This window comes from Amycolatopsis circi, assembly GCF_003385235.1.
Classification (GTDB): domain Bacteria; phylum Actinomycetota; class Actinomycetes; order Mycobacteriales; family Pseudonocardiaceae; genus Amycolatopsis; species Amycolatopsis circi.
The window spans coordinates 18,867-32,171 of the sequence record NZ_PQIA01000114.1 but is presented as its reverse complement, the minus strand read 5'-3'; the positions used below and the strand labels follow the sequence as shown (position 1 = coordinate 32,171).

The window sequence follows — 13,305 nt, the reverse complement described above, 5'->3', positions numbered from 1 at the left end:
TCCGCGTCTTACACTTCTGTATTCGTCGGAAGCGGCAGATGTGTATAGGGGCCAGGGGCTGACTGACGGGTTCGCTCAGCAGTCGCCGCGAAACGGCGAAAACGGAACGGGGCTGGCTGGCGGGCTGGCGTGGCCTTCGCCGCGAAACGGCGACAGCGGAGCGGGGCTGACTGACGGGTTCGCTCAGCAGTCGCCGCGAAACGGCGAAAACGGAACGGGGCTGGCTGGCGGGCTGGCGTGGCCTTCGCCGCGAAACGGCGACAGCGGAGCGGGGCTGACTGACGGGCTGGCTCAGCAGTCGCCGCGAAACGGCGAAAACGGAACGGGGCTGGCTGGCGGGCTGGCGTGGCCTTCGCCGCAAAACGGCGACAGCGGAGCGGGACTGGCTGACGGGTTGGCGTGGCCTTCGCCGCGAAACGGCGAATGCTCCATCGGGTGCGTGCTGAGCAGGCAGTCGCCACTCAGCGGCGATGGACCGGTTGGCGAGCGACCTCCCAGATAGGCAACCGTCAAACTGCAACGAAGCAACGAAGCAACGAAGCAACGAAGCAACGAAGCAACGAAGCAACGAAGCAACGAAGCCTAGCCCTCCAAGGACAACCGGTACCGGACCTCCTCCAAGGTCACCGCCCCGTCGGACATCGTGTCTACCTTGGTTTTTCCATCCGCAACCCACCCGGCCCGTTCATAGAACTTCCGGGCCCGGGTGTTCGTCGACAACACCCAAAGCGTCGCCGTCTCGAACTGGGTCGACAGACCGCGTACGCATTCCTCGTGCAGGGCTCGGCCCATCCCTCGGCCCCACTCTGACGGCAGGAGGTAGATGGACGACAGTTCGCCGGTCCGAGGAGTGGCGTCGTCGTCGCGGCTGGGGCCGAAGACCGCGAAACCGGTGATCTCCTCAGCAGCGCTTGCCGTCAGGACGGTGTGCGGCCGAGACGCGTCCGCCAGGCTCGAAGCCCAGAACTGTTCCCGCGTTTCGATCGACAGGCCGGAGAGGAACTCGTCCGGCAGCAAACCCGCGTAGGCCGCTTGCCAGGAACCTACGTGGACGGCCGCGATGCCGGACGCGTCCTCCGGGGTTGCGGGGCGGATCACGAGTTCGGGCACCATTCCTCCAGAGGCTCGGCGACGATCAACTACGGGCAGTTCAGCACAAAAGCGCAGGTGACCGCAGCCGGTTTACCGGAGTGGCCACAAAGGACAGTCACCAGAGCGGAGCCGGGCAAAGGTGCTGAAACCGACCAGTGAGCAGCCGGGTCCGCGGCGGGCGAGTGTGTTCGGGCAAGGGTTCCGGGAGTTCAGGCATCGCCGCCGCGCCCGGGCCGTGCCTCCGGCGGTCAGCCGATAGCCTCGGCGGATTGGCGGATCAGGCTCCGCTCGTTCGTCATGCCCGTGCGTACCAGGAAATGGGACAACCGATGACCAACCCGTTGATCGCGCCGGTGAAGGACTCCACGACCGCGATGTCCGGGATTCCTCTGCTGGAGGACGCGACCGGACTCAAGACCGCGATCGAGAGCAAGAACTGGGCGGCCGTCGCGATCGGGGCGGTCGGGACCGCGCTTGACGTGCTCACCGCGGTGATGGATCCGTTCGGCGCGATTTTCGCCGCGGGGGTCGGGTGGTTGATGGAGCACGTCGGGCCGCTCAAGGAGGCGCTCGACGCGCTGACCGGCAAGGCGGACGAGATCAATTCCCAGGCGGAGACCTGGACGAATGTCGCCAAGGAACTCGAGAGCGTTTCGGCTGAGCTGACCGAGCTGGTCAAGAAGGATCTGCAGGACTGGCAAGGCGAAGCGGCCGACACGTACCGCAAGAAGGCCGAAGACACTTCCGCGCTGATCGGCAGTGCGCAGAAGGGCAGCGAGGGCGCGGCGAGCGGCGTCAAGACCGCGGGCGAGATCGTGGCGGCGGTTCGGTCTCTGGTGCGCGACACGATCGCGGATCTGGTCGGACACTTGATCTCGTGGGCGTTGCAGGTGCTGTTCACGCTCGGGATCGGGATGGCCTGGGTGGTGCCGCAGGTCGTGTCGGCGGTGGCGAAGACCGCTTCGAAGATCACGCAGGTGACGACGAAGCTGGTGAAGGCGCTCAAGGCGCTGATCCCGCTGCTGAAGAAGGCCGGGACGCTGTTCGGCGACGCCGGCAAGGCGTTGAAGGGGCTCAAGAGCGGCAAGGGCGCGCCGACGCACCCGCCCAAGGACATCAACGTCAAATCCGGGAACAGCACCCGGTCCGGCCCAGGCGGGGACGAAGGCACGCACACCTCCGGAGCCGAGGGCGGCGGACACCACGGCGGCTCCGGCAGCACTGGGAACACCCACTCGAACGGCAACCACGAAAACGGCGGCGAGCACGGCGGCGGCGGGCAGGACGGCCACACGTCGGCCTCCGGCAGTTCCTCGCCGGGCGGGGCCAGGGGGAACGGCGGCGGCCCCCGGTCGCTCGACAAACAGGGCGAGAACTCGCGCACCCTCGACAACATCTGCACCACCGGCGACCCGGTCGACGTCGCGAGCGGCCAGATGGTGATGGCCGAGACCGACGCGACCTTCCTCGGCGCGCTGCCGATGGTCTTCGAGCGCACGCACTTCTCGTCGTTCCGCGCGGGCGGCTGGCTCGGCCCCGCCTGGGTGTCCACTTTGGACGAGCGGATCGAGGTGTACGAGGACCAGGTGTGGTTCGCCGGCGCGGACGGGATCGTCCAGGTGTTCCCCCGGCCGCGCGGCGACCAGTGGGTCGCCGCCGAGCACGGGCCCGCGCGGTACCTCGCCGAGGAACCCGGCGGCGGATTCGTCCTCGAAGACCGCGAACGCGAGCGGGTCCTGACCTTCGAACGAGGCAACGGCCCGGTCCGGCCGGTCCGTTCGATCAGCGGCCGCGGCAAAGAGCACATCTACTTCCAGCGCGACCGGCACGGCACGCCGACCGCGATGCGGCACAGCGGAGGCCACCTGATCCGGATCGCCACCGAAGGCGGATTCGTGACCGGGCTGTCCACGGTCACCGAGGACGGGCTCGAGGTGCCGCTGGTCCGCTACGGCTACACCGACGGCAATCTGACCGAGATCACGAACGAATCCGGTCTCCCCTTCCGCTACGCCTACGACAACCTGGGGCGGATCGTCGCGTGGACGGACCGCAACGGCGAGTGGTACCGCTTCCACTACGACCGCGAGGGCCGGGTCGTGCGCACCGAAGGCTCCGGCGACTGCCTCACGGTCACCATGGAATACGACCTGGCCGCCCGGATCACCCACGTCGTCGACTCGCTGGGCCGCCGCAGTGCCTACCACCTGAACGAAACCGGCCGGGTCGTGCGCGAGGTCGACCCGGCGGGCGCGGCGCGCGCCTACGAATGGGACGCGCTGGACCGGCTGGCCGGCGAAACCGACGAGCTGGGCAGGCAGCGGACCTACCGCTACGACGAGATGAACAACCTGGTCGCCCTCCAGCGGCCGGACGGCACGGAACTGACCATCGAACGCAACGAGTTCGGCCAGGCGGTCCGCATGGTCGAAGCGCCGGGCGTCGAAACCCGGTGGGAGTACGACGAACGCGGCAACGTGACCCGCGTCGTCGAACCGGGCGGCGGGGCCACCAGCTACACCTACGACGAGTGGGGCCACGTCGCGTCGGTCACCGATCCGAACGGCTCGACGCTGACCGTGGTGTCCGACGACGCGGGCAACCCGATCACTGTCACCGACGCCCACGGTGCGACGACTGCCTACTCCTACGACTGCTTCGGCAGGCTCTCCGCGATCGTCGATCCGAACGGCGCGGCCGAGGAGTTCGGCTACACCGTCGACGGCGCGCTCGCCTGGCACCGCAGGCCGGACGGGTCGACGGAGGAATGGCGCTACGACGGCGAAGGCAACAACCGCCTGCACTCCGACGCGACCTCGGCGATCACCCAGCAGGAAGTGACCCACTTCGACCTGGTCTCGGCGGAGATCCGGCCGGACGGCACCCGGCTCGAATACTCCTACGACACCGAACTGCGGCTCACCGCGGTGACCAACGAGCACGGACAGGTCTGGCGCTACGAGTACGACCTGGCGGGCAATCTGGCCAGGGAGACCGATTTCGGCGGGGCTTGTTCGTCCTACGCCTACAACGCCGCCGGCGAGCTGACCGAGATCCGCAACGAGGAAGGCGAAGTCGTCACCCTGCGCCGCGACGTGCGCGGCAACATCGTCGAGGAGGTCGTCGAAGGACCGTCCGGGACTCTGCGCACCCGCTTCGAGTACGACGTCCTCGGCGAGCTTGTCGCCCTCGACGACGGGACGACCCGCGTCGAGTACACCCGGGACGCGGCGAGCCGGATCGTCCGGGAGACGGTCAACGGGCGAACCGTCCGCTCCGAATTCGACTCCTCGGGCAACCAGATCCGGCGGCAGACGCCGTCCGGGGCGGAAAGCGTCTGGGAATACAGCGAATCCGGCGCCCCGGCCGCGGTGCGCGCCGCGGGCCGGACCACCCGGTTCGAGTACGACCGGGCGGGCCGCGAAACCCTCCGCGCGTTCGGGAACGCCGCGATCGCCCGCTCCTGGACCCCGGCCGGACGGCTCGCCCGGCAGACGGTCCGGTCCACGACCGGCGAATTCGGCCAGGACCGGCAGTACCACTACCGGCCCGACGGCCTTCCCGACCGGATCGACGACGGGACCGCCGGGTCGCGCTGGCTCGCGATGGACGTCCGGGGCCGGGTGATCTCGGTGCGCGCCCAGGGCTGGAACGAGCAGTACGCCTACGACCCGACCGGACGGCTCGTCGACGCCGACTGGCCGGCTCCCGAGGAAGAGGACCGGCGCGGCAGGCGGGCCGGACCCGCTTCGGTGATCACCGAGGCGGGCGGCGTCCGCTACACCTACGACCAGGCCGGCCGGATGCGCACCCGCCGGCACGAGGACGGACGGACCTGGACCTACACCTGGGGCCCGCTGAACCGGCTCGTCGCGGTCGAGGTCCCGGACGCCACGACCTGGCGCTACACCTACGACCCGCTGGGCCGCCGGATCCGCAAGGAACACTTCGCCTCCGACGGGACGACTCTGCTCGAACGCGTCGAGTTCGCGTGGGACGGCGAAACACTCGCCGAGGCAACCAGTTCCGGCCCGGCAGCCGCCGAAACCACGGTGTGGGACTACGAACCGGGGACCTTCGTGCCGCTGCTGCAGCGCCGGCGCACCGGTTCCGCGGACCAGAAACGCGTCGACGAGCAGTTCTTCGCCATCGTGGCCGAACCGTCCGGCACGCCGACCGAACTGCTCGACGACCGCGGCGAGATCGCCTGGCAGGCCCGCAGCAGCCTGTTCGGCGTCGTGGTCGACCAGTCCGGCGAAACCGGGATCCCGCTCCGGTTCCAGGGCCAGTACTTCGACGAGGAAACCGGGCTGCACTACAACTTCCACCGGTACTACGACCCGGTGCTCGCCCGGTACCTCAGCCCGGACCCGCTCGGGCTCGGCGGCGGACTGGACCCGCACGCCTACGTCAGCAACCCGCACGTCTCGGTCGACCCGCTCGGCCTCGTCGGGGGGTCCTGCAACACCCCCCGCGGCGGTTCCGGCGGACAGGGCTCCGGCGGCGGTTCCCAGCGCGGCCGGGGCCGCACCCGCGACCCGAGCCCCGGCCCGAACGGGGAGCGGCGGATGCGGTCCCCCGGCGGACGGGTCTACCAGGAGGGACCGCCCACCGTCGCGGCCGGCGCGCGCAGGCGCGAGCACTACGGCTACAAGAACCTGTCGCACCGGCACTCCAAGATGCGGCCGCTGTTCGAGCGGAACGCGGTTTCGCCGCCGCCGAAGTTCCGCAAGCGCGGCGACGACACGAAGTGGTACATGGACCCGAAGCGGCGCTACCAGACGCACGACTTCCAGGGCAACCCGACCGGCATCGTCCGGGGCCACAGCAATGTCGTGATGGGCCACAGCCCGTCGGCCGGAACCCATTTCAACCAGACCGGCATCCACCAGACTCCCGACCAGAACTTCGCGCACAACTCCGACGTCCGGATCTTCAAACACCTCGAACCGGCGGGCGCGTCGGCCGCGAGCGGGTCCAAGGAACCCAAATTCGGCGCCCCGAACCCGCAGCACGGCAACCGGGTCTACTGGGACCCGAACCATCCCGGCTACGTCGGCAATCCGGACGCCGACTGGAACGTGGTGAAACCCAAGCCGAGCAGCTCCTCCGGCGGCCACGGCGGGTCGTCCGGCGGCGGGTACAGCGGCGGGTACGGCGGCGGGTACAGCAGCCATGGCGGCGGGTACAGCGGTGGGTACGGCGGCGGTTCCAGCAGCCACGGCGGCGGATACAGCGGCGGCAGCGGCAGTTACGGCGGCGGGTACGGCGGCAGTTCCAGCAGCCACGGTGGCGGGTACAGCAGCAGTTACAGCGGCGGATACAGCAGTCACGGTGGCGGATACAGCGGCGGGTACGGCGGCAGCAGCTACGGCGGCGGCTATGGCGGTGGCAGCAGCAGCCACGGCGGCGGATCCAGCGGCAGCTATGGCGGCGGATACAGCAGCCATGGTGGCGGGTATAGCGGCGGCTACAGCGGTGGCAGCGGCGGATACAGCAGTCACGGTGGCGGATACAGCGGCGGCTACAGCGGTGGCAGCGGTAGTTACGGCGGCGGATACAGCGGTGGCAGCGGTAGTTACGGCGGCGGATACAGCGGCGGCAGCGGCAGCCGAAGGAACCACGGCTACGACTCCGACGACGACATCTACGACGCCTGACGCCCCGAGAAAACCCGCAGCGGCAGCTCAGCGAAAAGGCGTGGCCCGGGAGAACCCCCGGGCCACGCCTCCCGCCAACGGCGCCACACCCGGCCGAACGACCGCCGCGGCGCTCAGCTCTTCTCGAGGTACTCCGCGCGTTCCAGGTCCACCACGTCGGCCACCATCTGCGCCAGCCCCGGCAGCGAGGCCAGCTCCGGATCGCTCGTCACGATCTCCTGTGCCTGCGCCCGCGCCCCGGTGATCAGGTCCTCGTCCCGCAGCAGCGACAGCAGCTTCAGCCCGGACCGCTTGCCCGACTGGGCCGCACCGAGAATGTCGCCCTCCCGGCGCAGCTCCAAGTCCAAACGGGACAGTTCGAAACCGTCCGTTGTGGACTCGACGGCGGCCAGCCGTTCGCGCGTCGAAGTCCCGTCCAGGGTTTCCGTCACCAGCAAGCACAATCCGGGCACGCTCCCCCGCCCGACGCGGCCGCGCAGCTGGTGCAGCTGGCTCACGCCGAAGCGGTCGGCGTCGAGGATGACCATCGCCGTCGCGTTGGGGACGTTCACGCCGACCTCGACCACGGTCGTCGCGACCAGAACCTCGACCTTCCCCGCGCCGAACGCCTGCATGACGGCGTCCTTCTCGTCGGTCGGCATCCGGCCGTGCAGGGCGGCGATCTTCAAGCCCTTCAACGCGCCGTTGGCAAGATCCGGCGCGACGTCCAGCACCGCGAGCGGCGGCCGTTTGTCGCTCTTGTCCGACGGCGGTTCGTCGCCGATCCGCGGGCACACCACGTACGCCTGGTGGCCCTTGCCGACTTCCTCGCTGACCCGCTGCCACACCCGGTCGAACCACGCGGGCTTCTCCGCGACCGGCACGACCGTCGTCTTGATCGGCGAGCGGCCGACCGGCATTTCGCGCAGCGCCGAGATTTCCAGGTCGCCGTAGACCGTCATGGCGACCGTGCGCGGGATCGGCGTCGCCGTCATGACCAGCACGTGCGGGCTCGTCGAATCGGCGCCCCGGGACCGCAGAGCATCCCGTTGCTCGACGCCGAACCGGTGCTGTTCGTCCACGACCACGAGTCCGAGATCGGCGAACTGCACGGTGTCCTGGATCAGCGCGTGCGTGCCGACGACGATGCCCGCCTCGCCGCTTACCGTCTCCAGCAACGCTTTCTTGCGTTCCTTCGCGCCCATCGACCCGGTGAGAAGCGTGATCCGGGTGGCGTTCTCGGCCGCGCCAAGCTCGCCCGCCATGCCGATGTCGCCGAGCATCTCGCGCAGCGAGCGCGCGTGCTGCGCGGCCAAGACCTCGGTGGGCGCGAGCATCGCCGCCTGCCGTCCGGAGTCGACGGCCTGCAGCATCGCCCGCAGCGCGACCACAGTCTTGCCGGACCCGACTTCACCCTGCAGCAACCGGTTCATCGGGTGCTCGGACGACATGTCGGCAGCGATCTCGTCGCCGATCGCGCGCTGGCCCGCGGTGAGGTCGAACGGCAGGCGCTTGTCGAAGGCGTCGAGAAGTCCGCCGTCGATGTGCGGGCTCGCCTTCGCCGGACGCGACACCGCGGAATGCCGTCGCTGCGCGAAAATCAGCTGCACGGCCATCGCTTCGTCCCACTTGAGCCGGTGCCGCGACGATTCCAGGTGCGCCCAGTCCTCCGGCCGGTGGATGCCGCGCAACGCCCGCTCCAGCCCGGGCAGCCCGTGCCGCTTGAGCAGTTCGTCGGGCATCGGGTCCTCGCCGACCTCCAGCACGTCCAGCACCTGCCGCACGCATTTGGCGATCGACCAGGTCGGCATGCCTTGCGCCGCCGGGTAAACCGGGATGATCTCGGCGAGGAAGTTGTCGACCGCCTCGGCCTCGCGTTCGGCGTCGAGCAGTTCGTACTCCGGGTTGGCCAGCTGCAGCGTGTCCCGGAACGCGGTGACCTTGCCCGCGAACAGCCCGGTCTTGCCGGGGGCCAGGTCCTTCTCGCGCCACGCCTGGTTGAAGAACGCGCACGCGAGCCGTCGCTTGCCGTCGGTGATCACCATGTCGAGGATGGTGCCGTTGCGGGATTTCATCCGGCGCTTGCTGATCTTCTCGATCCGCGCCAGCACGGTCGCGTGCTCGCCCAGCTCCAGCCCGGCGATGTCGGTCAGCTCGCCGCGTTCGGCGTAGCGGCGCGGATAGTGGCGCAGCAGATCGGAAACCGTCTCGATGTCGAGCGAACTCGAGAGCGCCTTCGCCGTTTTCGCGCCCAGCAGCAGCGGGAGCTTGTCGCGAAGCCCGGCCATGATTATTCGACCCCCATCAGCAGCACAGCGTCGCTTTGACCGCCGGCGTAACTCGTCAACTCCACCTCAGGGTGCTCCAGCCGCAGTTGCTCGGCGAGTTCCGCGGCCACGCTCGGCGGAGCGTCCGCCCCGCTCAGGACGGTGACCAGCTCGCCGCCGAGCCCCAGCATCCGGTTGAGCACGCTGACCGCGGCCGCGACGAGATTCGTCGCCGACGCCGGGGCGGGTTCGATCAGCACCACCTCGTCGTCGACCAGACCGATCACGTCGCCGGACTGGGCCCGGCCCACCCAGGTTAGCGACTCTTCCCGGGCGATCCGCAGCTCGCCACGCCTGGTCGCGCCCGCCGCCTCGGCCATCGCGACGACGTCGTCGTTGACCCGGCGCCCGCCGTCGTGCACCGCGAGCGCGGCCAGCACCTGCACCGGCGACGAGCACGGGATCACCACGACGTCGCGCTCGCCCGCCATCGGATGCCCGGCGGCGGTGTCGGCGGCCGCGGTGAGATCCGGACCGCCCGGCAGCACGCTCAGGTGCTGTCCGGCCGCCTCGTTGAACAGCCCGATCATGTCCTCGACGCTGGGAAGCTCGCCGTCCGGCACCGCCAGCACCGCGACGCCCTCGGCCCGCAGCAACTCGGCGAGCCCGCCGCCGCGCACCACCGCGACCACCGACCGGTCGATCGAGGAGCCCCATTCGATCGGCGTCGGCGTGATCAGCGGTTCGACCCGGATCTGCCGCGGCTTGCCCAGCTGCAGCCCGGCTTCGATGGCCGCGCCGATGTCCGCGCAATGGACGTGCACCGCGTGGCTGCCCGACCCGTCGCCGGCCACGGTGACGCTGTCGCCGAACCCGCTCAGTTCCTTACGCAACGCCGGCAGCCGGGCCTCGTCGACCTCGTCCAGCAAGTACATGACCTCCCACGCGTACGGCACCTGCTCCGGCAGCGAAGCGACCGCCTGCAGGTCGTGCCCGGGTTCTACGGTCTCGCCAGTGATCACGCCGGCCAGCGCGTCGAGCACCGCGACCAGCCCGCGGCCCCCGGCGTCGACGACCCCGGCCTTGGCCAGCGCGGGCAACTGCTTGGGCGTCTCCTCCAACGCCGCCGCAGCCACGGTGACGACCTCGCGCGCGACCTCAGGCAACGTCCGCGTCGTCCCCCGGACTGCTGCGGCGACGGTATGCAGGACAGTCAGCATCGTCCCGGCGACCGGCCTGCTGACCGCGCCCGTAGCGGCCTGATCCGCGTGGCCGAGCGCGGCGGCGAGACCGGCACCGTCGAGGTCCCCGCCGTCCGCCGCCCAGTCGGCCATCCCGCGCACGACCTGGGACAGGATCACGCCCGAGTTGCCCCGCGCGTGCGCCACCGCCCCGCGCGCCAGGACAGCCAGCGCCTCAGCCGCGTCGGCCGGTTCCGCGCTGGTGAGCGCCTCGTGCGCGCCGGTCATCGTGTACAGCAGGTTGGAGCCGGTATCGGAGTCCGCGACCGGGTAGACGTTGATGCCGTCGATGGCCGCGCGCAGTCTGTCCAAGCTGCGCACAGAAGCCGCCGCCCAGCTCGATACCGCCGCCGCGTCCAGCACCCGCACCCCGTAACCTCCTAGCCGGTCCCCGCGAGGGTAACGACCCCGCGGCAAGGGCCCCGAGACCACTCGTTACTATGGTCGAGTTGCCTGGCAAGTTCAGGCGCGCATTCTTTGTCCCATATCCAGAGGAGTTCGACGTGGCTGCCGTGTGCGACGTCTGTGGCAAGGGACCCGGCTTCGGCAAGTCGGTCTCGCACTCCCACCGGCGTACCAACCGCCGGTGGAACCCGAACATCCAGGTTGTGCACGCGAAGGTCGGCGTGTCCCAGCGCAAGCGCCTGAACGCCTGCACCTCGTGCATCAAGGCTGGCAAGGTCGTCCGCGGCTGAGCGCAGATTTCAGGGTGGCGAGTGCTCGTGGAGAGCACTCGCCATTTTTCTGCGCTCAGGTGTCTTCCGGGGGTCGAACCCCCGGGGCCCCCGCCAGGGGGCAAGCCCCCTGGACCCCCGCGTTGGGTCACCTGGGAATCGAAGGGGCGAGTGCCGTAGCACCCGCCCCCTTTCGTCACCGCAGGAAGTCCGTCAGGACACCCCGCAGGGACTCCGGCGCGTTCAGCACCCCGTGGTCCTGCCCCGGGACCTCTTCGTAGCGTCCGTGCGCGACAGCAGCCGCGACCGCCTTGGCCGACGACGTCATCCACGCCTCTCCCGCACCACCCGACAGCGACAGCACGGGCACGGTGACCGCGGCCAGCCGGTCCGTCGGCAGGTGGTTGCCGCGGCCGCAGACGGTCAGGTCGTAGGGCAGCGTGTGCGCCAGCCCGACGAACCAGCCCCACACCGGCGCGGCCTTCATCGACTCCACGATCTCCGCCGGGGTCCCGGTGCCCTCGACCAGGAACAACTCGACCGCGCCGTCCCGGTCGCCGTCGGCGAGGCAGGCACTCACCCGGTCGACCAGGTCCTCGGCGGGACGCGGGCGGTCGTCGCCGATGAACGGCGGTTCGTACACCGCCACCTTCGTGATCGGCAGGCCGCGCGCCGCCGCTTCCAGGGCCAGGATCGCGCCGGACGAGTGGCCGAACACCGCCGCTGACCCGCCGACGGCTTCGATCAGCACCTCGAGGTCGTCGATCTCGCGCTCGACCGCGTAGACCGGCGCGTCGCCGCTGTCGCCGCGGCCTCGCCGGTCGTAGGCGATCGCGGTGAAGCCGGAGTCCGCGAGCACGGCGGCCAGGGCAGCGACGGTCGTTCGGTCGTTCACCGCGCCGCCGACCAGCAGCACCGGCGAGCCCGAGCCGTAGGTGTCGAAGGCGATGGGGGTGCCGTCTGCGGACGTGGCGGTGGCGGTCATGGCTTTCCTCCAGGGTTTCAGTCGTTGCCTACCCTGGTGGTCGGCGCCGATCGCCGGAACTGGACACGCCGCGTCAGGGAAGTTTCCAGTCGAGCGGTTCCGCGCCCTGCTGGGTCAGCAGCTGGTTCGTCCGGCTGAACGGACGCGACCCGAAGAAGCCGTTGCGCGCCGAAAGCGGGCTCGGGTGCGCCGATTCGATGCACGGCACGTCGCCGAGCATCGGCCGCAGGTTCCGCGCGTTGCGGCCCCACAGGATCGCCACCAGCGGTCCGCCGCGCGCGGCGAGCGCCTTGATCGCCTGCTCGGTGACCTGCTCCCAGCCCTTGCCCTGGTGCGAGTTGGACTTGTGCGGCTGCACGGTGAGCGACCGGTTCAGCAGCAGCACGCCCTGCTCCGCCCACGGGGTCAAGTCGCCGTTGGCGGGCGTCGGGTGGCCGAGGTCCTCGCAGTACTCCTGGTAGATGTTGATCAGGCTCTTCGGGATCGGCCGCACGTCCGGGGCCACCGAAAAGCTCAGCCCGACCGCGTGCCCGGGAGTCGGGTACGGGTCCTGGCCGACGATCAGCACGCGGACGTCGTCGAACGGCTGCTTGAACGCGCGCAGCACGTGCTCGCCCGCGGGAAGATAGGTGCGGCCCGCGGCGATCTCGGCGCGGAGGAACTCCCCCATCGCGGCGACCTGCGGGGCCACTGGTTCAAGGGCTTTCGCCCAGCCGGCTTCGACGATTTCGTCCAGCGGTCGTCCAGTCACGGCCCGCGAGCCTAGCGGCACGTGCCCGAGGTCACCGGGGCGGGTCCACGCTCCGGCGAACTGTCCGTGAAGGACTCCTTGAGGGAATCAGATTCCCTCAAGGAGTCCTTCACGGACCTAGTCCAGGCGGCGCAACTCGGCCCGGAACCGGGCTCCGCGCCGGACGTAGGAATCCACTACCGCGGCGATCTGGTCTTCGGAAAACGACTTGTTCGGCCGCGTTTTCGCCGGAACTCCCAGCGCGATCTCGCCGGTGCCGACGGTCGATTCGTACGACAGCACCGCGCCCGCGCCGACCATGCCGCCGTCCTCGATCACGCTTCCGTTCAGCACCACCGAACCCGACGCGATCAGGCAGCCGGTGCCGATCGTCGCGCCCTCGATGTGCACCGCGTGCCCGACCGCCGACGACGGGCCCACGATCGTCGGATGCCGCGCGGTGCAGTGGACGACGCAGCCGTCCTGCACGTTCGAACGTTCGCCGATCTCGATGTACCCGTGGTCGCCGCGCAGCACCGTCTGCGGCCAGACCGACGCGCGCGGCCCGATCCGGACATCGCCGATCACCGTGGCGTCGGGATGGACGTAGGCGTCCGGGTGGATGGTCGGGACCAGGTCGCCGAGTGCGTAGATGGCCAAAGCCGCCTCCGGGTCGT

Annotated in this window: 8 protein-coding genes; 2 read left to right on the top strand and 6 right to left on the bottom strand. The window is 70.0% G+C overall.

From position 1 onward, the window contains the following. Positions 1–582 precede the first annotated feature (582 nt). On the bottom strand, positions 583–1,110 hold the full coding sequence (locus D0D37_RS35040; RefSeq protein ID WP_244223788.1) for a GNAT family N-acetyltransferase: 528 nt from the start codon (positions 1,108–1,110) through the stop codon (positions 583–585). A 311-nt stretch (positions 1,111–1,421) separates the two neighbouring features. Here D0D37_RS35040 and D0D37_RS46935 point away from each other — a divergent pair, with 311 nt between their 5' ends. Next, positions 1,422–6,752 (top strand): RHS repeat-associated core domain-containing protein, encoded by a 5,331-nt coding sequence (locus D0D37_RS46935; protein WP_162834616.1) that lies wholly within the window; start codon positions 1,422–1,424, stop codon positions 6,750–6,752. 113 nt (positions 6,753–6,865) lie between these two features. Here D0D37_RS46935 and recG read toward each other — a convergent pair whose 3' ends face one another. Together recG and D0D37_RS35000 are read right to left on the bottom strand one after the other, a co-directional pair. Further along, complete coding sequence (recG, locus tag D0D37_RS35005) at positions 6,866–9,019, bottom strand: ATP-dependent DNA helicase RecG (RefSeq protein WP_116204870.1); 2,154 nt, start codon at positions 9,017–9,019, stop codon at positions 6,866–6,868. A gap of 2 nt (positions 9,020–9,021) precedes the next feature. Continuing rightward, positions 9,022–10,608, bottom strand: a complete 1,587-nt coding sequence (locus D0D37_RS35000; RefSeq protein ID WP_116204869.1) for a DAK2 domain-containing protein — start codon at positions 10,606–10,608, stop codon at positions 9,022–9,024. A 134-nt stretch (positions 10,609–10,742) separates the two neighbouring features. Here D0D37_RS35000 and rpmB point away from each other — a divergent pair, with 134 nt between their 5' ends. Next, positions 10,743–10,934, top strand: coding sequence for a 50S ribosomal protein L28 (rpmB, locus tag D0D37_RS34995; RefSeq protein ID WP_009074135.1), 192 nt, complete (start codon positions 10,743–10,745; stop codon positions 10,932–10,934). 175 nt (positions 10,935–11,109) lie between these two features. On the opposite strand, the gene D0D37_RS34990 is transcribed toward rpmB, so the two are convergent. From D0D37_RS34990 to D0D37_RS34980, 3 genes are all read right to left on the bottom strand, one after another. After that, positions 11,110–11,898, bottom strand: a complete 789-nt coding sequence (locus tag D0D37_RS34990) for an alpha/beta fold hydrolase (protein ID WP_116204868.1) — start codon at positions 11,896–11,898, stop codon at positions 11,110–11,112. Positions 11,899–11,971: 73 nt separating this feature from the next. Beyond that, positions 11,972–12,649 carry a uracil-DNA glycosylase gene (locus D0D37_RS34985; RefSeq protein WP_116204867.1) on the bottom strand — a complete coding sequence of 226 codons (678 nt, stop codon included), beginning with the start codon at positions 12,647–12,649 and terminating at the stop codon, positions 11,972–11,974. Between the two features lie 117 nt (positions 12,650–12,766). Continuing rightward, positions 12,767–13,288 carry a gamma carbonic anhydrase family protein gene (locus D0D37_RS34980; protein WP_116204866.1) on the bottom strand — a complete coding sequence of 174 codons (522 nt, stop codon included), beginning with the start codon at positions 13,286–13,288 and terminating at the stop codon, positions 12,767–12,769. Between the last annotated feature and the right edge of the window lie 17 nt (positions 13,289–13,305).